The organism is Streptomyces sp. NPDC025806, from assembly GCF_055558275.1.
In genome coordinates this window covers 102,293-121,586 of sequence record NZ_JBVHMU010000018.1, presented here as the reverse complement: position 1 = coordinate 121,586, position 19,294 = coordinate 102,293, and the positions used below count along the sequence as shown (strand labels likewise).

The 19,294-nt window shown below is 73.7% G+C and carries 18 protein-coding genes; 10 read left to right on the top strand and 8 right to left on the bottom strand.

All coding sequences use genetic code 11. From position 1 onward, the window contains the following. Positions 1-49: 49 nt before the first annotated feature. The 3 genes from cmk to der all read left to right on the top strand — a co-directional run bounded on the left by cmk (position 50) and on the right by der (position 2,928). Positions 50-730, top strand: a complete 681-nt coding sequence (gene cmk, locus ACZ4E1_RS32525) for a (d)CMP kinase (RefSeq protein WP_467546281.1) — start codon at positions 50-52, stop codon at positions 728-730. Then, positions 727-1,374 (top strand): lysophospholipid acyltransferase family protein, encoded by a 648-nt coding sequence (locus ACZ4E1_RS32520; RefSeq protein ID WP_188339742.1) that lies wholly within the window; start codon positions 727-729, stop codon positions 1,372-1,374. Before cmk ends, ACZ4E1_RS32520 begins: the two co-directional genes overlap by 4 nt. A gap of 78 nt (positions 1,375-1,452) precedes the next feature. Further along, positions 1,453-2,928: a ribosome biogenesis GTPase Der gene (gene der, locus ACZ4E1_RS32515; protein WP_467546279.1), complete on the top strand. Its 1,476-nt coding sequence runs from the start codon at positions 1,453-1,455 to the stop codon at positions 2,926-2,928. 29 nt (positions 2,929-2,957) lie between these two features. Here der and ACZ4E1_RS32510 read toward each other — a convergent pair whose 3' ends face one another. Then, a complete protein-coding gene (locus ACZ4E1_RS32510) occupies positions 2,958-3,227 on the bottom strand; it encodes a hypothetical protein (RefSeq protein ID WP_467546277.1) in 270 nt (89 codons plus the stop codon). A gap of 199 nt (positions 3,228-3,426) precedes the next feature. Next, positions 3,427-4,218: a hypothetical protein gene (locus ACZ4E1_RS32505; protein WP_467546275.1), complete on the bottom strand. Its 792-nt coding sequence runs from the start codon at positions 4,216-4,218 to the stop codon at positions 3,427-3,429. Between the two features lie 172 nt (positions 4,219-4,390). Between ACZ4E1_RS32505 and ACZ4E1_RS32500 the strand changes: the two genes are divergently transcribed. Continuing rightward, on the top strand, positions 4,391-4,957 hold the full coding sequence (locus ACZ4E1_RS32500; RefSeq protein WP_467546273.1) for a LysM peptidoglycan-binding domain-containing protein: 567 nt from the start codon (positions 4,391-4,393) through the stop codon (positions 4,955-4,957). A gap of 147 nt (positions 4,958-5,104) precedes the next feature. On the opposite strand, the gene ACZ4E1_RS32495 is transcribed toward ACZ4E1_RS32500, so the two are convergent. Genes ACZ4E1_RS32495 through ACZ4E1_RS32485 form a run of 3 tightly spaced genes read right to left on the bottom strand, consistent with a single transcriptional unit; the run spans position 5,105 to position 9,213 of the window. Continuing rightward, complete coding sequence (locus ACZ4E1_RS32495) at positions 5,105-5,782, bottom strand: ATP-binding cassette domain-containing protein (RefSeq protein WP_467546271.1); 678 nt, start codon at positions 5,780-5,782, stop codon at positions 5,105-5,107. Further along, positions 5,779-8,745 carry an ABC transporter permease subunit gene (locus ACZ4E1_RS32490; protein WP_467546270.1) on the bottom strand — a complete coding sequence of 989 codons (2,967 nt, stop codon included), beginning with the start codon at positions 8,743-8,745 and terminating at the stop codon, positions 5,779-5,781. The genes ACZ4E1_RS32495 and ACZ4E1_RS32490 overlap by 4 nt, the downstream gene beginning before the upstream one ends. A gap of 3 nt (positions 8,746-8,748) precedes the next feature. Continuing rightward, positions 8,749-9,213, bottom strand: coding sequence for a hypothetical protein (locus ACZ4E1_RS32485; protein WP_467546268.1), 465 nt, complete (start codon positions 9,211-9,213; stop codon positions 8,749-8,751). A 145-nt stretch (positions 9,214-9,358) separates the two neighbouring features. Here ACZ4E1_RS32485 and ACZ4E1_RS32480 point away from each other — a divergent pair, with 145 nt between their 5' ends. The 5 genes from ACZ4E1_RS32480 to ACZ4E1_RS32460 all read left to right on the top strand — a co-directional run bounded on the left by ACZ4E1_RS32480 (position 9,359) and on the right by ACZ4E1_RS32460 (position 14,020). Then, a complete protein-coding gene (locus ACZ4E1_RS32480) occupies positions 9,359-9,886 on the top strand; it encodes an MTB12 C-terminal domain-containing protein (RefSeq protein WP_467546266.1) in 528 nt (175 codons plus the stop codon). Beyond that, entirely contained in the window at positions 9,861-11,159 is a 1,299-nt protein-coding gene (locus tag ACZ4E1_RS32475; protein ID WP_467546264.1) for an ABC transporter substrate-binding protein, read from the top strand. Before ACZ4E1_RS32480 ends, ACZ4E1_RS32475 begins: the two co-directional genes overlap by 26 nt. A 211-nt stretch (positions 11,160-11,370) precedes the next feature. Then, positions 11,371-12,618, top strand: a complete 1,248-nt coding sequence (locus ACZ4E1_RS32470) for a glycosyltransferase family 4 protein (RefSeq protein WP_467546262.1) — start codon at positions 11,371-11,373, stop codon at positions 12,616-12,618. Next, positions 12,615-13,445, top strand: coding sequence for a hypothetical protein (locus ACZ4E1_RS32465; RefSeq protein WP_467546260.1), 831 nt, complete (start codon positions 12,615-12,617; stop codon positions 13,443-13,445). Before ACZ4E1_RS32470 ends, ACZ4E1_RS32465 begins: the two co-directional genes overlap by 4 nt. Before the next feature lie 359 nt (positions 13,446-13,804). Beyond that, positions 13,805-14,020 carry an I78 family peptidase inhibitor gene (locus tag ACZ4E1_RS32460; protein WP_467546258.1) on the top strand — a complete coding sequence of 72 codons (216 nt, stop codon included), beginning with the start codon at positions 13,805-13,807 and terminating at the stop codon, positions 14,018-14,020. A gap of 96 nt (positions 14,021-14,116) precedes the next feature. Here the strand turns inward: ACZ4E1_RS32460 and ACZ4E1_RS32455 are convergent, their stop codons facing one another. Further along, entirely contained in the window at positions 14,117-15,151 is a 1,035-nt protein-coding gene (locus ACZ4E1_RS32455) for a phosphatase PAP2 family protein (RefSeq protein ID WP_467546256.1), read from the bottom strand. A 259-nt stretch (positions 15,152-15,410) separates the two neighbouring features. Beyond that, positions 15,411-16,544, bottom strand: a complete 1,134-nt coding sequence (locus ACZ4E1_RS32450) for a hypothetical protein (protein WP_467546254.1) — start codon at positions 16,542-16,544, stop codon at positions 15,411-15,413. 256 nt (positions 16,545-16,800) lie between these two features. On the opposite strand from ACZ4E1_RS32450, the gene ACZ4E1_RS32445 reads away from it, so the two are divergent. Continuing rightward, positions 16,801-18,459: an MFS transporter gene (locus tag ACZ4E1_RS32445; protein WP_467546252.1), complete on the top strand. Its 1,659-nt coding sequence runs from the start codon at positions 16,801-16,803 to the stop codon at positions 18,457-18,459. Positions 18,460-18,539: 80 nt separating this feature from the next. Here ACZ4E1_RS32445 and ACZ4E1_RS32440 read toward each other — a convergent pair whose 3' ends face one another. Continuing rightward, positions 18,540-18,980 (bottom strand): cell division protein SepF, encoded by a 441-nt coding sequence (locus tag ACZ4E1_RS32440; protein ID WP_399130001.1) that lies wholly within the window; start codon positions 18,978-18,980, stop codon positions 18,540-18,542. Positions 18,981-19,294: the final 314 nt, after the last annotated feature.

The window sequence follows — 19,294 nt, the reverse complement described above, 5'->3', positions numbered from 1 at the left end:
CGCGCCTCGTCCGCATGCCCCCGTGCACTGAGAAAGGTGTCCGTCACCCATGGAAACCCCGGCAGCCGTGATCGTCGCCATCGACGGACCCTCCGGCACGGGCAAGTCGAGCACCTCGAAGGCCGTCGCCGCCCAGCTCGGGCTGAGCTACCTGGACACCGGCGCCCAGTACCGGGCGATCACCTGGTGGATGGTGAACAACGGCATTGACCTGAGCGACCCGTCCGCCGTCGCCGCGGTGGCGGGCAAGGCCGACATCGTCTCCGGCACCGACCCGTCCGGTCCCACCATCACGGTGGACGGCACCGACGTGGCCGGTCCCATCCGCACGACCGAGGTCACCTCCCAGGTCAGCGCCGTCAGCGCCGTCCCCGAGGTGCGGGCCCGGATCACCGAGCTGCAGCGCTCCATCGCCGCCTCGGCCGAGAAGGGCATCGTCGTCGAGGGCCGGGACATCGGTACGACGGTGCTGCCCGACGCCGACCTCAAGATCTTCCTGACCGCCTCGCCCGAGGCCCGCGCCGCCCGCCGCTCCGGCGAGGTCAAGGGCTCCGACGTCAAGGCGACGCAGGAGGCCCTCGTGGCCCGCGACAAGGCCGACTCCAGCCGCAAGACGTCGCCGCTCGCCAAGGCCGGCGACGCCGTCGAGGTCGACACCACCGACCTCACGCTGCAGCAGGTCATCGAGTGCGTCGTCACGCTGGTCGAGGAGAAGCGGGCCTCCCGGTGAGCGACGCTCCCTCCGAGCGCGGCGCCGAGGTCGGACGGCGCATCGGCGTCGGCCTGATGTACGGGCTGTGGAAGCCGCGCGTGCTGGGATCCTGGCGGGTCCCCGCGAGCGGCCCGGTGATCCTCGCCGTGAACCACGCGCACAACATCGACGGGCCGATGGTCATGGGCGTGGCCCCGCGTCCGGCGCACTTCCTGATCAAGCAGGAGGCGTTCGTCGGACCGCTCGGCCGCTTCCTCGACGGCATCGGCCAGGTGAAGGTGGACCGGACCGGCACGGACCGCACCGCCGTCACCCGCGCTCTCGACGTGCTGAGGAACGACGGCGTCCTCGGCATCTTCCCCGAGGGCACCCGGGGCGAGGGCGACTTCGCCTCGCTGCGGGCCGGGCTCGCCTACTTCGCGGTGCGCTCCGGCGCGCCGATCGTCCCGGTCGCCGTCCTGGGAAGCACCGACCGGCCCGGACGGTTGATAAAGGGGCTGCCCCCGCTGCGCAGCCGGGTCGACGTCGTCTTCGGCGACCCTTTCGAGGCGGGCGACGGCAGCGGCCGACGCACGCGCAAGGCGCTGGACGAGGCGACCGTGCGCATCCAGGACCGGCTCACCGCCCACCTGGAGAACGCCAGGCGCCTGACCGGGCGCTGAGCGAGACTTTCAGTAGTGCGCGCGCCCCGAACGGGTGCGGGCACCGATCACCACGATGAACGACGAGGTACGGACTTCATGAACGACCAGATCCAGCCCGAGGGCGGCGCGGAGCACGATCACGGCGAGCTCGGCGACGCTGAGTACGCCCGGTTCATGGAGCTCGCGGCCGAGGAGGGCTTCGACCTCGAGGACGTCGAGGGCGCGATCGAGGAGGCGGGTCACGGCCCGCTGCCCGTCCTCGCCGTCGTCGGCCGGCCCAATGTCGGCAAGTCGACCCTGGTGAACCGCATCATCGGCCGCCGCGAGGCCGTCGTCGAGGACAAGCCGGGCGTCACCCGCGACCGCGTCACGTACGAGGCCGAGTGGGCGGGCCGCCGCTTCAAGGTCGTCGACACCGGCGGCTGGGAGCAGGACGTCCTCGGCATCGACGCGTCCGTGGCCGCGCAGGCCGAGTACGCCATCGAGACCGCCGACGCCGTCGTCTTCGTCGTCGACTCCAAGGTCGGCGTCACCGACACCGACGAGGCCGTCGTCCGCCTGCTGCGCAAGGCCAAGAAGCCCGTCGTGCTGTGCGCCAACAAGGTCGACGGCCCCAGCGGCGAGGCCGACGCCACCGCCCTGTGGTCCCTCGGCATCGGCGAGCCGCACCCCGTCTCCTCGCTGCACGGCCGCGGCACCGGCGACATGCTCGACGCCGTCCTGGAGGCGCTGCCCGAGGCGCCGGCCCAGACCTTCGGCGCCGCCGGCGTCGGCGGCCCCCGCCGCATCGCCCTGATCGGCCGCCCGAACGTCGGCAAGTCCTCGCTCCTGAACAAGGTGGCCAACGAGGAGCGCGTCGTCGTCAACGAGCTGGCGGGCACCACCCGTGACCCGGTCGACGAGCTGATCGAACTCGGCGGCGTCACCTGGAAGTTCGTCGACACGGCGGGCATCCGCAAGCGCGTCCACCTCCAGCAGGGCGCCGACTACTACGCCTCGCTGCGCACCGCCGCCGCCGTCGAGAAGGCGGAGGTCGCGGTCATCCTGATCGACGCGTCCGAGTCCATCTCCATCCAGGACCAGCGCATCGTGACGATGGCCGTCGAGGCCGGCCGCGCGGTCGTCGTCGCCTTCAACAAGTGGGACACCCTCGACGAGGAGCGCCGCTACTACCTGGAGCGCGAGATCGAGACCGAGCTGGGCCAGATCGCCTGGGCCCCGCGGGTCAACGTGTCGGCGCGGACCGGCCGCCACATGGAGAAGCTCGTCCCGGCGATCGAGTCGGCGCTGGCCGGCTGGGAGACCCGCGTCCCCACCGGCCGGCTCAACGCCTTCCTCGGCGAGCTCGTCGCCGCCCACCCGCACCCGGTGCGCGGTGGCAAGCAGCCCCGCATCCTGTTCGGTACGCAGGCCGGCACCAAGCCGCCGAGGTTCGTGCTGTTCTCCTCCGGCTTCATCGAGGCGGGTTACCGGCGCTTCGTGGAGCGGCGTCTGCGCGAGGAGTTCGGGTTCGAGGGGACGCCGATCCACATTTCCGTGCGGGTGCGGGAGAAGCGCGGCAAGAAGAAGTAACGGCGAGAGTTACGGCCGCGCCGGGGACCTCAGTGGTGCTCGCGGCGCGGAGCGGGCGGCAGGGCGGCCGGGAGCGATGCTCCCGGACCGGCGTGCCGCCCGCTGCTCGTCTGCCACAGCTGCGGCGGCGCGTGGTGCCGTGAGCCGTACAGGCCCGCCCCGAACGAGGTGAACCCCAGCTCCTCCTCGCCGCTGCGATCGCCCGGCAGGGCCCGGAAGGAGCGGCGGTACTCCGCGTACAGCGCGTCGTAGATCGGGGTGGCCGAGCGGCCGCCCGCCGGGGGCTGCGAGGGCCGCATCGACGGGATCGGCGTCGGGTACGGCTGACGCCGCGGGGCTGAGGTGAGGTCGTATGGGTGCACATAGGTGCAAACGACCCGGACCCCCCGTCGGATGCGCCCTTGGCCTCGGCTTTTGCGGGGCGTCAGGGGCGTGACCGGCGGATTCGGCGGGGTCCGGGTCGTGCGGGTCCTCCGGGGAGGGTGCGGTCGGTGCGGCTCAGGTGCCGGCGAGCGGCATCGCGGCGGCGACCAGCCGCCCGTTCGCCGCGGCCTTGTCGAGCGCGTCGCGCAGCAGGTCCTCGCGCGGCTGGCGGCCGATCGAGCCGACCGGGGCGGCGAAGACGAGCACCGTCTGCGTCTTGTTCGCCGCGGCCCGCCAGCCCTCCGTCACCACGAGCGGCTGGTGCGCCTGCCACCAGGCGACCTGCGCGGGCGCGCCGCCGGTGCCGGGCTGCAGGACCGCGTGCAGCTGGCCCATGGCCAGCAGCACCGACCAGCCGGGCAGCGAACGCGGCGCCTGCGCCAGCTCCGGCACCGGCATGAAGCCCTGCTCGATCAGGAGCGGCAGGAAGTCGTCGCCGCCGGACTGCGCGCCGGGGCGGGAGATCGGGCCGGTCGGCTCGACGACGAGCGCCGGGTGCAGATCGCCGTTGATCAGGATCAGGCCGCTGGTCACGCCGAGCACGGCCTGCGCGGGCGGCGCCTCGGCCGACGGGGCCGCCGCGTCCGCGCCGGGGGCGCCGAGCGACTGGACGGCTCCCTGCAGCTGGTCCTCGTTGACCTGGACGACCTGCGAGGGCAGGCAGGCGGCGTGGGCGAAGGCGAGCACGGCGGTCTCGTCGCCGACGAACAGGACGGTGCTGGTCCGTTCCTGCTGGGTGTCGCCCGGGGTGCGGCAGGACGTGCAGTCGTAGCTGCCCGGGGCGTTGTCCCCGGCGAGCAGCCGGTCGGCTTCTTCGTCGCCGATCTCGGCGCGTACGTCGTCACTGACGTCGAGCAAGCGCGGCACGGGTGGCTCCTCAGGATCGGTCTCGCTGTGAGTGCTGATGAAGGGACAACGGGTGACCGGCCGCCTGGGTCACGCATCCCGCACAAAAGCGCAGGTGCGCCGACCGGGTGGGGCCGCGCCGGGCGCGGCGCGGCACGGCTGCGCCCGGCGGGGCGCTGCGTAGCGTGACGCGATGCATCTGATCCCCGTGACGCCCGCCGCGCGGCGCTGTGCGGCGGCCCTGCTGGGCGCGCTGCTTCCGCTGGGCCTGACCCTGGACCTCGCGCGCGCCGCGGCCGTCCCGCCGCCCGCCCCGGGGCCCGGCGGACTCAGCGCGCCCCGCGTCTGCACCAAGGGCACGTGGCCGTGGGACTGCGTCGCCGACTGTGAGAGCAGCGGTCGCTGGAACGCCAACACCGGAAACTCGTACTACGGCGGGCTGCAGTTCTGGCAGGCGACCTGGAAGGAGTTCGGCGGCCTCAAGTACGCGCCGCGCGCCGACCTCGCCACCCGCGAGGAGCAGATCAAGGTCGCCGAGGACGTGGTCCGGATCCAGGGCTGGGGCGCCTGGCCGGTGTGCGCGAAGCGGTACGGGCTCTCCGGGCGGGCCCATTTCGTGCAGCCCGGCGACACGCTGGGCGCCGTCGCGCGTCGCTTCAAGGTCGTGGGTGGGTGGGAGGAGCTGTACCGGATCAATCGGCAGACGATCGGTGCCGATCCGAATCGGCTGGTCGTCGGGGCGATGCTGAAGTTGCCGTAGGCGTTCGGGGGATGTCCTCGGCCCGTCGCCGACGGCGGTGGACGCCTTGCCGCCGTGGGGAGGACGACGCCGTTGTCGGCTTCCCCGCCGTCGTGGCTGGTCGCGCAGTTCCCCGCGCCCCTGACGGGGCGGATCTGTCCCGTCGTCCTAAGTGGCCGGGAGGTGTGGGTCGCTTGCTTCGCCTCGGAAGGTGATGGTGCCGCGGCCGAGGGTGTACGCCAGTACCGGGTGTTCGTTCTCGCGAGGTGGGCGGCTCAGGGGGGCGGGCAGGCGCTGCTCGGCCAGCACCACGCACGCGTCCAGGCCGCGCAGCAGCTCGTACGTGCGGGTCGCGACCCGGGGTGACATGCCCTGGGCCGGTTCGTCGAGGAGGAGGACGCGGGGGCGGGCGAGCAGGGCGCGGGCCAGGGCCAGCATGCGCTGCTCGCCGCCGGAGAGGGTGCCGGCGCGGCGGTCGATCAGGGGGCGCAGCTCCGGGTAGGCGTCGAGGGCCGGGGCGAGGTCGCCGTCCGGGGCGACGAGGCGGAGGTTGTCCGTCACGCCGAGGCCCGCGTGCACGGCCTGCCGGTCGGGGACGAAGCGCAGTCCCGCTGCCGCGCGGGCGTGCGCGGTGTGTCCTGTGACGTCCCGGCCGTCCCACAGCACGGCCCCGCCGGACAGCGGCACGGTGCCGGCGAGCGCGCGCAGCACGGTGGTGCGGCCCGAGCCGTTGCGGCCGAGGAGCACAGTGAGCGCGCCCGCGGGGGCCGCGAGGGTGACGCCGTGCAGGGCCTCCAGGGGACCGTAGTGGACGTGGGCGCCCCGCAGTTCGACGCCGCGCCTCATCGGCCGGCCCTCGCGGGGAGCACCTCGCCGGGCGGACCGGACGCGACGATCCGGCCGCCCTCCAGTACGTGCACGGTGTCGGCCAGCGCGGCCACCAGTTCCAGGTCGTGCTCGACGATCAGCAGCGCCGTGCCGTCGGCGGCCAGGGCCCGCAACAGCCGGGTCAGCTCGGCCACTTCGGCGTCGTCCAGCCCGGCGGTCGGTTCGTCGAGGAGCAGCACGTGCGGGCGGCCGGCGAGCGCGCGGGCCAGTTCGACCCGGCGCAGCGTCCCGGTGGACAGGTCGTCGGTGCGCCGCCCGTCGGGCACCCGGATCAGCCGCAGCAGCCGCGCGGTGGCCCCGGGGTCACGGACACGGCCCTGCTCGGCGCCGACCCGGATGTTGTCCCCGACGCTGAGCGAGGGGAACACGACGAGCTGCTGGAACGTCCGCGCCACCCCGAGCCGCGTCCGCGCGTGCGCCGCCGTCCGCGTCACGTCCCGCCCCCTGAACCACACCCGCCCCGCGTCCGGCCGCAGCGTCCCGGCCAGACAGTGGAACAGGGTGCTCTTCCCGGCCCCGTTGTCCCCCACGACAGCGGCCACCCGCCCCGCCTCCACCCGCACCCCGACCCCGTCCAGCACCACCCGCCCCCCGAACCGCACCACGATCCCGGCACAGGCCAGCACGGGCGCCCTGCCGGGCGGTTCGGCGGCGGGGTGTGGAGCCGGGGGAGCGGCGGGAGGGGCGCCGCCCGCCCCCGACTTCGCGACGTCTACGGCCGATCCGGTGGCGTCGGGTACATCAGTCGTCCCGCCGACGGCGGCTGGCCCGGGCGCAGGGGCGGAGCCCAGGCCCCGGTGGCCCGGCCTTGGACCCCGGCCGGGCGCCGAGGCAGGCACCGGGGGTCCGGCCGAGCGGCTGGTGCCGCCTTCGGGCCCGGGCGGTGCGGTGGGCGTGGTCGACGTGTTCGGCTTCGCCGACCCGGAGGCCCCTTCGTCCGATGCGGGCGCGCGCTTCCGCTCCGGCGAGCTGGACAGTTCGCCTTCGGGCCCGGACGCAGCATGTCCTCGCAGGCCGGTCGGCCCCGCGCCCCGCGCTCCCGGTTCCGCCCGCTCCGCTCCCGGTCCTCCGCCGCCCCGCCCGAGCCGGACCCGTACCGCGGCTCCCCGCTCGGTCAGCCGGGCGCGCCCACGTGCCCGTACCGACAGCGACCGCACCGCCTCGTACGGGCCCTCGGGGAAGCGGCCCACCAGGACCGCCAGGAGGCCGATCGTGGCCGCTGCCACGCCGCCTCGGGTGCCCGCGTCCAGGCCGACCAGGAGGGCCGCGCCCAGGAGGGCCGAGAGGGGGCCGTCCGCGCCGAGGACGACGATCGCGGCGAACCAGAGCAGGCCACGGACCGGGTCGAAGGAGGACGGGTCGAAGGAGCGCAGGCCGAAGGAGAGGAGAGCGCCGCCCAGGGCGGCCAGGGCGGCGGCCAGGACGAAGGCCGCCACCTTCAGCGCGGCCACCGGGACACCCGCCGCGGCCGCCCCCGCCTCGTCGTCCCGCAGCGCGGCCAGCGCCCGCCCGGCCCGGCCCCGCCGCACCTGCCGGACCACGAGCAACGCCCCGCACAGCAGGACCAGTTCGAGGGCGTAGAACGCGCGGTCGTCGGCGAGGCCCGCCGGGCGGGGCGGGACCAGGCCCGCCGCGTACGGCTGCGCGAACACGAAGCGGCTCACCCCCACCCCGACCGCGAACGTGGCCAGCGCGAGCGCCAGACCGTGCCGGCCGATCGCCGGCAGCGCGGTGAGCAGGCCGAGCGGCGCCACCAGGAGAACGGCGACCAGCAGCGCGGCCAGCCCCGGTAGTTGGGGCAGGCCCGGGAAACGGCCCAGCGAGAGGAGCACCGCGTACAGCGCCCCGAGCCCGGCGAACGCCCCCTGGCCCAGCGCGAGCTGCCCCGCCCGGCCGGTCACCACGACCAGCGACAGCAGGATCAGCGCGAGCGCCGGCACCTGGACCGCCGTGTGCAGGTCCGACCCCGCGAACCCGAGCGGCAGCAGGAACAGCACCCCGGCCACCGGCCACGCCCCCGGCGGCGTCGGCACCACCCGCCGCGTCGCCGCCCGCGACAGCGCCCCCGCCCCGCCGACCGCCGGAAGGACGAGCGCGGCGACGAGCAGCGCCACCACGAACAGGTTCGCCCCCACCGCCTGGAGCAGCGGCTGCGCCCAGCCGCCCGGATGCAGCCGCGTCAGCTGGCTCTGTGCCACCCCGACGGCGAGCGCCACCCCGACCGCGACCGACAGATACCGCATCCGCGCCGCCACCGCGACGGCCACGACCTCCATCACCAGGAGCGGCAGCCCGTACGGGTCGAGCCGCACGTACGGGGCGAGCAGCACCCCGGTCAGGCCCGCCGTGCACGCGCCGAACGCCCAGCCCACCGCCGCCACCCGGTCCGCGTCGACCCCGCCCAGCACCGCCAGCCGCCGGTCGTCGACCACCGCCCGCAGCTCCCCGCCGAACCGGGTCAGCCGGGTCACCGCCCACACCGCCACCGCGACCGCGCACACCACCGCGAGCTGCCCCCACGGGTCGGCCGCGATCAGCACCGGCGCGTCCTCCTGCGCGCCCGTACCCCACAGCAGCGCCGCCGCCCCCACCAGCAGCACGAACACGCCGATCGACGCGACCAGCGTCCGCGCCGGGTCGTTCCCGGACACCGCGAGCGGCCGGAACACCCCGCGCTCCAGGGCGAACCCGAGCGCGGGCGCCACCCCGAGCAGCACCAGCGCGGCGCCCGCCCACAGCGGCCAGTCCCAGACCACCACGAGCTGCCGCAGCACGTAGGCGCAGAACATGGCGATGGCCCCGTGCGCGAAGTTGAGCACGCCCGTCGCCCGGTACGTGACGACGAGCCCGACCCCGGTCAGCGCCGCGGCCGAGCCCACCGACAGACCGGCGAGCGTCAGTTCGTACGTCAGGGAGGCCACGCCTCAGCTCCCGGCGGGAGGCTCGCACAGCGGGCACGGGGCGAGCCCCCGCTCCGCGGCACCCGCCGCGTCGACGGGCACCGCGTCGGCCCGGCCCTCGACCAGCGGGCAGTCGGCCCGGTGCCACAGCGTGCCGCCCGGCACCGTCCGCAGCTCGTCACTGGTGGCGAGCGGACCGGCGGCGGCCTCCGCGCGGGGCGGCGCCCCGGTCGCCACGAGCAGCTCGTACAGCCGCTCCACCCGCGACGCGGCGAGCGCGCCGCGGCCGTACGTGAGGAGCACCGCGCCCGCGACGATCAGGGCCGCGCCCGGCACCGTGCACGAGGCGAGATACGGCAGCTGCCGCTCGGCGAACCGCTCGCCCGACACCCCGTACCAGCCGATCGCGCAGAGCACCGCCCCTGCGGCCAGCGCGGCGAGTCCCGCCCACGCCGCCGGGTGCACCGAGCGTGGTCCGACCGTCCGCATCGTGGCTCCCCCGTCGTCGCACGGCCCGGTGCGCGTGCAGGTGTCTGGTCTTGTCCGGCGATCGCTTGCACTATGCCTCCTGGAAGCCGACCCTGAAAGCACCGGGCGCAGGACAGGCCCGGACCGATACCCGGTGGTGAGCCAGATGGTTCTCGGGAGCAGGATCAGGACGGGCCGCGGGCGCGGCGCGGCGCTCGCCCTCGCCGGTGCGCTGGTGCTCGGACCGGCCCTCGCGGCGTGCGGCGACGACAGCGGGGGAGCGGACCACAACCCCCCGACCCCCGCCTCACAGACCCCCGCGGCGACGGCTCCGGCCGACCCGGCCGCGGCACGCAAGGAGATCAAGGAGAACTGGGAGAAGTTCTTCGACCCCTCCGTCTCCCTCAAGGAGAAGGAAGCAGTGCTGGAGAACGGGCAGAAGATGAGCCAGGTCCTCCAGGGCTTCAACGGCGACCAGCGCGGTCAGCAGGTCTCCGCCGAGGTCACGAAGGTGACCTTCACCTCGCCGACCGACGCCGATGTGACGTACTCGCTGTCGCTGAAGGGTGCCACGGTGCTGCCCGACGCCAAGGGCACCTCCGTCGAGCAGGACGGCACCTGGAAGGTGTCGGTCAAGACCCTGTGCGCCCTGGTGCAGCTGAGCGACAATGCCTCGGCCGCGCCGGGCTGCTGAGGCCCTCGCCCTCACCGCGGCGCTGCTCACGGTCGCGGCCTGCGGCTCCCGGCTGCCCGAGAGCGCCTTCGAGGACGGCCGCACGAGCCGCGCCCCGGCGGACGCCTCCACCCCGATCCGCGTCGGCATCATCACCAGCGCCACCAGCCCCGTCGGCGGCGCCACTTTCACCGACACCCGCGACGGCGCCCAGGCCTACTTCGCGCACCTGAACGCGCAGGGCGGCATCGACGGCCGCCGCGTCGAGGCGCACCTGTGCGACGACGGCGGCAGCGGCGTCGGCAACAACACCTGCGTCCACCGTCTCGTCGACGAGGACAAGGTCGTCGCCCTGGTCGCCACCACCTCGCTCGACTACGCGGGCGCGGCCCGCGTCTCCCGGGCCGGCGTCCCCGACATCGGCGGCCAGCCCATCGGGCCCGCCTACGACACCTACCCCCACCTGTACGGGATCTACGGCAGCTCCGCGCCGCGCGACGGCACCCCCGGCTGGGACGGGAAGCTGTACGGCGGCACCGAGGTCTACCGCTACTTCAAGCGCGAGAAGGGCGCCCGCACCGCCGCCGTCGTCTCCTACAACCAGGCCGCGTCGGCCGCGTACGCCCGCCTCGTGACGCGCGGTCTGGAGGCCGAGGGCTACAAGGTGGTGCCCGAGCAGGTCGACTTCGCGCTGCCCGACTTCCGCGCCGTCGCCGCCGACCTGAAGAGCCAGAAGGCGGACCTCGTGTTCGACGCGATCGACGCGCACGGCAACGCCCGGCTGTGCGAGGCGATGGACCGGGCCGGAGTCCGCGTCACCGCGAAGGTCACCAACGTCCAGAACTGGTCCTCGACCGTCGCCGCCGGCTACAAGGACGCCCCGCACTGCCGCGACTCCCTGTGGGTCACCGGCTCCAGCCGCAACTACGAGGACACCGGACACCCGGCCGTCCGCGCCTTCCGCGACGGCACGAAGCACCTGAAGACGCACTCCCAGTGGCAACTGGAGGGCTGGGCGGCCGCTTTGTGGTTCACCGACGCCGCCCGCTCCTGCGCGTCGCACGGCGACGGCGTCACGCGCGCGTGCGTCGACGGCTTCATGAACCGCGACGAGCCCTACACCGCCCATGGACTGCTGCTGCCGGTCACCTACCGCCCCCTGCCGGAGCCGCCGGCGACGCGCCGCACGTGTCTTTCGGTCGCCCGCTGGGTCGACGGGCGCGGCTGGGTCACCCAGAACGGTGACATGACGCGGACGTGCTTCGACGTCCCGCAGCTCGCCTACCAGCCATGACGTCCTCCTAATGGATGGATTGACGAAAAGGTTCCCGATGTCGGCTTCCGATCCGGCAACTCTTCTGGAACAAGATGATGATGAAGAACAACCCTCGTCGGGCCATCCCTGTCTAACCATGCGGTAGGCGGAGGACCCGGGCTGTTCAGACTGATGTGACCGTTCGGACTGACCGGGACTGACCGCGAGGAATGGTGGGATACGGGGACGCATGCAGATCTCTTTCCTGATTCACAATGCGTACGGGATCGGAGGGACGATCCGCACCACGTACAACCTCGCCAACACCCTGGCCGAGCAGCACGACGTCGAGGTCGTGTCCGTCTTCCGGCATCGCGACGAGCCGGTGTTCGCGACCGACCCGCGCGTGCGGGTGCGCCACCTCGTCGACATCCGCAAGGACACCCCCGGTTACGAGGGCGACGACCCCGAGTACCACCGCCCCGCGAGCTTCTTCCCGCGCGCCGAGGGCCGCTACGCGCAGTACAACGCCCTCACCGACCGGCGCATCGCCGAGCACCTGGGCGGCGTCGAGGCGGACGTCGTCATCGGCACCCGCCCGGGGCTGAACGTGCATCTGGCCCGGCAGACCCGGCGCGGCCCGCTGCGCATCGGCCAGGAGCACCTGACCCTCGACACGCACTCGCCCGCCCTCGTGCGGCAGTTGCGCGCCGTGTACCCGCGGCTCGACGCCCTCACCACCACCACCGAGGCCGACGCGCGCGCCTACCGCGACCGGATGCGGCTGCCCGGCGTCCGGATCGCGGCCCTGCCCAACCCGGTGCCCGCGCCCGGCGTCGCCCCCGCCGACGGCAACGGCAAGTGGGTCGTCGCGGCCGGGCGCCTCGCCCCGGTCAAGCGCTACGACCTCCTCATCAAGGCCTTCGACAAGGTGCGCGCCGAGCGCCCCGACTGGCGGCTGCGCATCTACGGCGGCGGCAAGCAGAAGGACAAGCTGCGCCGCCTCATCGACCAACTCGGCCTGTACAACCACGTGTTCCTCATGGGCCCCGCCAACCCCATCGAGCCGGAGTGGGCGAAAGGTTCCGTCGCCGCGGTGACGTCGACCTTCGAGTCCTTCGGCATGACGATCGTCGAGGCCATGCGCTGCGGCCTGCCCGTGGTCGCCACCGACTGCCCGCACGGCCCCGGCGAGATCATCGACAACGGTGTCGACGGACGCCTCGTCGAGGTCGGCAACGTCGACGCGATCGCGCGCGGCCTGCTCGAACTCATCAACGACGACGAGCTGCGCCGCCGCATGGCGGCCCGCGCGCTCACCGACTCCGAGCGCTTCGACCCCGCCCGGATCGCGGCGCGCTACGAGACCCTGTTCGGCTCGCTCACCGCGCGCGGCGGTCGCGTCGGCCCGCTCCAGCGGGCCCGTGGGTCCCTCCTCGACGGCGCCTACGCCGTACGGAACGCGTTCACCTCACAGGCGAAGGGGCGCACCGCATGACTCCGCTGGCCGTACCCGCACCGACCTCGGGCTCCGACGACCGGACCGCGGGCCTGCTGCCCCGCGCCGACTGCATCGCCGACTCCGCCGGCGGTCTCACCTTCGACGTCTCGGACCACGGGGCGCACGACCCCGCGCACCTCGTGCTGATCGACCGCGCGGGCGGCGAGGAGGTGCGGCTGCCCCTAGCCCCGGCCGGGGACGGTCGGCTGCGCGCCTCGCTGCCCATAGGCGTCGGGCTGCCCGAGGGCCGCTGGGACGCGTACGCACAGGTCGCCGGCGAGCAGCCGGTGCGGCTGACGCCGGGCGTGAACGATCTGCGCTCCCTGGTCGACCGGGCGCCGAGCGGCTCGCGCGGCCACGTCGCCGCCCGCATCCCGTACGCCACCAAGCACGGCAACCTCACGGTGCGCAGCTGGCTGCGCACCCCGCACGCCGAGGCCGGCGAGCTGCTCATCGAGGCCGGCGAGCTGACCGTGGGCGGCCGGCTCTACGGCACCGCCTTCGCGGCCGGGGCCCGCGCCGAGCTGCGCTCCCGGGAGGCGGCCGGGGAGATCCGTACCGCGGAGCTGTCCGCGGACGGGGCCGTCTTCACCCTGCGGATCGGCTACGCGGAGCTGGACGCGGGACGCTGGGACGTGTGGCTGCGGCCGGCCGGCCTCGAGGGCCCCGAGGTGCGGGTGGCCCGGCTGCTCGACGACGTCGCCGACAAGAAGCCGATCTTCACCTATCCGGCCGCGCGGGTGAGCGCGGCCGGGCGCGAGCTGACGGCGAGCCCGTACTACACGGTGGACAACGACCTGTCGGTTCTCGTCGCCACGGCTTGACCCGCCCCCCCCATTCCGTCCCGGGCAATTCCCGCGGGCCCCAACTCGCCCGGGAGGCCTGTGTCTTCGGTAATTCGGGAATGCGGGGAGGGTGGCGGGAAATGTACGCCGGGATGCTGCTGTGAATTCAGGGTTCCGGGCGCTTGTGAATTTCTCGGGGAGCTCACGGAATTCCTGATTCCGGCCGCTGCGGAGCCCGGGGAAGAACCGTTCCGGGCGAGCGGAACCGCCCGATCGTGTGAGGAAGTTCGACGCACGAGGCTGTCGTGATCTTGTGACGAAAGCGTGACCGTACGAACCCGTGGAGGGGGCGGCGGCCGGGCCTGGCGCCGCCCGGGCGAACCGCCTACGGTGGCCGCATGGCACCCGTTCCGACCCCGCCCGCAGACCCGCAGGACAGCCCCGACGCGTACGTCGGACTCGACGCCCAGGAGGCCGAGCGCCAGGCGCGTGGCCGCGGCTGGTCCACCGTCCGGCAGCTGCCGCCCGGCGCGATCATCACCATGGAGTACCTCGCAGGACGCCTCAATCTGGAGGTCACGGACGGCATCGTGACGCGCTCCTGGAAGGGCTGACCCGGACCGCACGGACATGCGAAGGGCCCCGGAACCGTGAGGTTCCGGGGCCCTTCGGCTGCGGGCCGGCTGTGCGTACCGGGGCCCGCCGTCTCGTCACTGAGGCTGCTCGCGCAGCTCTCCTCGTCCCTTCAGGGCGCCGACCCGGGGCACCCGCTCCGTGGTCGGCCGGCGGCTGCCCGCCGGTGCGGCCGGGGTGCGCTCGCCGCGCGGGGTGTGCGGGCCCGGCGGCAGCAGCGTGCCGTGCCGGCCCGGACGCGCGGTGACCGGCTCGTGCGTGCGGACCTCGTCGGCGGGCGCCGGAGCCCGGGCGGGCTCCATCGCGGCGACCGGGACGGGGCGGCGCACCGGCAGCGGCGCCGTGGCGCCCCGGCCCGAACGCAGCCGGTCGCGCAGGGCCAGGACGACCGCCTCGACCCGGCTGACCAGCGGCTCGCACCAGGGGAGGGCGAGCAGGATCAGCAGGCCCGCGGCCCAGCCGAGCAGGACGTCGCTCAGCCAGTGCGTACCGAGGTAGACCGTCGTGAGGCCGACGCTGAGGGAGATCACCGCGGAGACCGCGGACAGCCAGCGGCGGGTCCACGGCGTGGAGGCCAGATAGGCCAGGATGCCCCAGGTCACCACCGCGTTCGCCGTGTGGCCGGACGGAAATATATCGCCGCCCTGCCACATCTCGTTCGAGCCGATCACGGTGGCGTAGTGCGGGCCGAGGCGGCCCATGCCGAGCTTGGCCGCGCCCACCGTCAGGTTGAGCAGCAGCAGTGCGGCACCGAACATCAGCAGCGGGCGCAGCGTGTGCTGACGCCACGAGCGCCAGCCCAGCCAGGCCGTCACCATCACGGCGGTCGGTCCGCGCTGGCCCAGGACCACCCAGTAGTCGAGGAACGCGTGCACCTCCGGCCACTGCTGGTACGGCCGGAAGAACATGACTTCCCAGTCGAACTCCACCAGGCGGGTGGTGGCCAGGACGGCGACCACGATGGCCAGGTAGAACGCCAGGGTCAGCCCGAAGAGCACGACCCGGTGCCGGCTCATCCTGGGTGGGTCCAGGATGACCGGCCGTTCGGGCTCGCGGTCGAGCCGGGCGAAGACCCGCTCGACGCGCCGGGTCAGGTTTCGTTCGGTACGCACCCAATCGACGCTACAGCGGGCGCGCGGCGGACCAGGGCGAAACAGTGGCTTTGTGATGACGATGTGATGTGGGATTGATCTCAGGATGCCGTCTATTCCACGGATTCCGGTAACCGTGGAGAGAAGGCCCGCGGAATTCAATGATCGTTTTCCACGGCGCCTTCCAGGGCGATTATGAAAGTGTTCACCGGTTGCTGGCACGGAATTCTCTGTCCGCTCATCGGGCCGGTCGGAGCCGGTCGAGGACGGTCGGGGACGGTCACGGCGGGCCGGAACCGTTCAGCCAGAACGCCCCGTACACCGCCGAGACCAGGGTCAGTGCCCCAAGGATCACCGCCGACCTGCCCGCCCGCCACCGGGACAGGGCCACCGCCAAGGGCAGGAGCAGCGGGAACGCGGGCAGCAGCAGTCGCGGCTTCGATCCGAAATACCCCGAGGCGCACAGCGCGAGCGCCACGACGATCCCCGTGTAGACGAGCAGCGGCGCCGGCTGGCCCTGCCGCACCCCGGCCACGTACAGCCATATCACCAGCGCGACCCCGACGATCAGCCCGATCCCGGCGAGCGCCCCGAGCGGCGAGGTGAACTTGTCGGCGACGAAGCGGGCGAAGGCCACGCCCCCGTCGAACCCGTTCCCCCACTGCTCCTGCACGTCCAGATAGCCGAGCAGGCCGCCGCCCGTGCGCCGGCCCACCCACAGCACGTACGCCGCCGCGCCCGCCGGTGCGAGCAGCACCCCGAGCACCACCTGCCACGACACCCGTCGCTCCCGCCGGACCCACAGCGCGGCCGCCACCCACACCGCCGCCACCACGGCCGCGCCGATCGGGCGGGTCAGACCGGCCGCCGCCGCGAGCAGGCCCGCGGTCACCCAGCGCTCCCGCAGCACCGCGTACAGTCCCCACGCCGCGAGCGCCGTGAACAGGGCCTCGCTGTACGCCATCGACGCCACGATCCCGACCGGCAGCGCCCCCCACAGCACCGCCAGACACACTCCGGCCCGGCGTCCGTACAGCCGGTCACCGACCGCGAAGATCCCCCAGGCCGCGCCGAGCGAGGCGAGCCAGCTCACCAGCAGGCCCGCGTCCGCGTACGACAGAGGGGAGAGCGCCGCGACGCCCCGCTCCAGCCAGGGCAGCAGCGGGAAGAACGCCAGATTGGAGTGGACGCTCCCGTCGGGCAGCGTCACCGACCAGCCGTAGCCGTGCTCGGCGACCCGGGTGTACCAGAGCGAGTCCCAGCGCGCGGTCAGCAGCGTGTGCTGGCTCTTGCCCGCCGCGGCGCTCCACAGGGCGAGGGCCAGCAGGCCGGCCGCGCGCACGCCCGCGTAGGCGAGCAGCGCCGGGGCGGCCCGGCGCGGCGAGGGCCGGCTTCGTCGATCATCGTCCGTCACGGCCCCGATTATCGGCGCTCGGCCCCCGGTCGCCGCAGGCCGGGCCCGGTCCGCATCCCGCCCGGGAGTGGCGTACGCCACACCCGCTCCCCGGCTCCATGAGAGGTCCGCCACGTGTCACCCGCTCGAACTCGCGTACTCTGACGGCTCACTCGCCTTTCGCCGCGGGGCCGGGAGACCGCTCCTCCCGAGCCGGAGACCGTGGGCAGTCCCCGCCCCCGGATCCGCCGAACGCGAGGACCACTGGGAGGTACGCATGTCCGGGACGAGCACGTCCACCGGGCGCCTGCGCCATCGGCTGACCGCCACCGGGGCCCGCACCAATCGCTGGATCGTCCTCGTCGTCCTGTGCACGAGTCTGCTCCTGGTCGCGCTCGACTCGACCATCCTCTACGTGGCCCTGCCCTCGGTCACCGAGGACCTGAAGCCCACCTCGGTCGAACTGCTGTGGATCGGCGACGCCTATCCACTGGTCTGCGCCTCCCTGCTGATCCTCTTCGGCACCCTCGGCGACCGCGTCGGCCGCCGCCGCATCCTGCTGCTCGGCTACGCCCTGTTCGGCGTCGCCTCCGCGCTCGCCGTGGTCTCCGACAGCGCCCAGGTGCTGATCGCGGCGCGGGCGCTGCTCGGCGTCGGCGGCGCGATGATCATGCCCGCGACCCTGTCGATCCTGCGGGACGTCTTCCCCGACCGGCACGAGCGGGCCGTCGCCATCGGCGTGTGGACCGCGGTCTCCGCCGTCGGCGCCGCCACCGGACCGGTCCTCGGCGGCTTCCTCGTCGAGCACTTCTGGTGGGGCTCGGTCTTCCTGATCAACATCCCGCTGATGGCCGTCATGCTCCCGCTGTGCCGGCTCCTGGTGCCCGAGTCCAAGGGCCGCTCGGACGGCCCCTGGGACCTCTTCGGCGCCCTTCTCGCCGCCCTCGGCGTGCTCGGCGTCGTCTACGGCATCAAGGAACTCGGCATCGAGCGGGACCTCCTCGACGCGGGCGCCGTGCTGCCCTTCCTCGGCGGCGTCGCGCTGCTCCTGCTGTTCGTCCGGCGCCAGCGCCGGCGCGAGCACCCGCTGATCGACATGCGGCTGTTCTCCAACGCCGCGTTCACCTCGTCCGTCGGCTGCATCGTCATCGCGATGCTGGCGCTCGTCGGCCTGGAGCTGATCGCCGTCCAGTACCTCCAGCTGGTGCTCGACCTCAGCCCGCTGGAGACCGGCGTGCGGATGCTGCCGCTGACCTTCGCGGCGATGACCGCGGGCGTCCTCGGCTCGGCGAACCTGCGCCGCCTCGGCCCGCGCCGCATGGTCGCGTACGGCTTCGCGCTCACCGCCTGCGCGGTGCTGCTGCTGGTCCTGATGGGCGAGAACGACCGGCCGTGGCTGCTCGGCACCGGCTTCGTCCTGCTCGGCCTCGGCTTCCAGAGCACCCTCTTCGGGGCCTACGAGTCGATGCTCACGGAGGCGCCGGCCGACGACGCCGGAGGCGCTGCCGCGATCGGCGAGACCTCGTACCAGCTCGGCGCGGGCATGGGCATCGCGCTGCTCGGCTCGGTGATGAACGCGGCGTACGCGCCGGGGCTCGCCCGGGTCACCGGGGTGTCGGCCTCCGACAGCGAGGCCGCGGGGCATTCGCTCGGCGAGGCGTACCAGATCGCCGCGCGGCTGGGGAGCGCGGCCGAGGCCTCGCTGCGCAGTGCGGCGCGGGGGGCGTTCGTGCACGGACTGCACGTGACGCTGGTCGTCAGCGCGGTGCTGCTGATGCTCGGCGCACTGGCCGCGCTGAAGCTGCCGCGCCGGATGGAGTGCGAGGCGCCGGCGGCAGCGTGCGCGCCGGACGCGGTGGACGCGCACGACACCGGGAGCGCCGAGGTCGCCGCACAGCGACGTCCCTCCTCCCGGGCCGAGTCGCCCGTCGTCTGACCGACGCCGCGGGGACAGGGCGGGCGCCCGGCCGTGCGGCCGGGCGGTGCACCCCTTCCCGTCGCCCCCGTCGGAGCCGGTCAGCTCTGGTTGAAGAACCCGTCGGGCTGCACGGCCGCCTCGCGCCCGGAGACGATCTGCGTGTCCGCCGGGGTCAGCAGGAACACCCGGGTGGCGACCCGGTCGATCGAACCGCGCAGACCGAAGATGAGGCCGGCCGCGAAGTCGACGACCCGCTTGGCGTCGGTGGGGTCCATCGCGGTGAGATTCATGATCACCGGGACGCCGTCCCGGAACATCTCGCCGATCCGGCGCGCGTCCCGGAAGCTGTCCGGGGTCACGGTGCCGATCCGGCGGCCCTTCTCCACGGCCTCCTCGCTGGCGACCTTCACCCGCGGGTCCGTCACCCAGGCGTCTCCGGGCTCGGAAGACCCCTCGGCGTAGTCGTCGTCGTAGTAACGCTCGTCATCGTTGTCGTCGACGAGGCCAAGCCAGGCACTCGCCTTGCGCACCGATCCCATGGACGCCTCCTCTCACAGCGGTCCCTCTGTGTTCCGCATGTCGTGCATCCCCAATGTTCGTCCATGATGCAGATGCGGCGCCAAGGGGATAGTCGCCGCGCGGGGTTTTCGTGACGGTACTGGTGCACAGTCAACCCGGCGTGATCCCGGCATTCCCAAGGGGTGCACGGGGTACGGCTGCTGACAGTGAGTGAAATATGATTCTTCACGGCGTTTGGGTGAGTTGCGGTGCGTACGGGTGAACGAACCCGGGGCCGGATCCGCTCGGTACGATGCCGTCGTTCCGGGACCGCCGGGATTCATCACGCGGTGAC

Excerpts from the sequence above, each read along its gene's own strand:
- ACZ4E1_RS32445 (WP_467546252.1), top strand. The coding sequence starts at position 16,801 with ATGTCCGGGACGAGCACGTCCACCGGGCGCCTGCGCCATCGGCTGACC.
- ACZ4E1_RS32470 (WP_467546262.1), top strand. The coding sequence starts at position 11,371 with ATGCAGATCTCTTTCCTGATTCACAATGCGTACGGGATCGGAGGGACG.
- ACZ4E1_RS32495 (WP_467546271.1), bottom strand. The coding sequence starts at position 5,782 with ATGAGGCGCGGCGTCGAACTGCGGGGCGCCCACGTCCACTACGGTCCC.
- der (WP_467546279.1), top strand. The coding sequence starts at position 1,453 with ATGAACGACCAGATCCAGCCCGAGGGCGGCGCGGAGCACGATCACGGC.
- ACZ4E1_RS32510 (WP_467546277.1), bottom strand. The coding sequence starts at position 3,227 with ATGCGGCCCTCGCAGCCCCCGGCGGGCGGCCGCTCGGCCACCCCGATC.
- ACZ4E1_RS32440 (WP_399130001.1), bottom strand. The coding sequence starts at position 18,980 with ATGGGATCGGTGCGCAAGGCGAGTGCCTGGCTTGGCCTCGTCGACGAC.
- ACZ4E1_RS32485 (WP_467546268.1), bottom strand. The coding sequence starts at position 9,213 with ATGCGGACGGTCGGACCACGCTCGGTGCACCCGGCGGCGTGGGCGGGA.
- ACZ4E1_RS32460 (WP_467546258.1), top strand. The coding sequence starts at position 13,805 with ATGGCACCCGTTCCGACCCCGCCCGCAGACCCGCAGGACAGCCCCGAC.
- ACZ4E1_RS32500 (WP_467546273.1), top strand. The coding sequence starts at position 4,391 with ATGCATCTGATCCCCGTGACGCCCGCCGCGCGGCGCTGTGCGGCGGCC.
- cmk (WP_467546281.1), top strand. The coding sequence starts at position 50 with ATGGAAACCCCGGCAGCCGTGATCGTCGCCATCGACGGACCCTCCGGC.
- ACZ4E1_RS32465 (WP_467546260.1), top strand. The coding sequence starts at position 12,615 with ATGACTCCGCTGGCCGTACCCGCACCGACCTCGGGCTCCGACGACCGG.
- ACZ4E1_RS32480 (WP_467546266.1), top strand. The coding sequence starts at position 9,359 with ATGGTTCTCGGGAGCAGGATCAGGACGGGCCGCGGGCGCGGCGCGGCG.
- ACZ4E1_RS32475 (WP_467546264.1), top strand. The coding sequence starts at position 9,861 with ATGCCTCGGCCGCGCCGGGCTGCTGAGGCCCTCGCCCTCACCGCGGCG.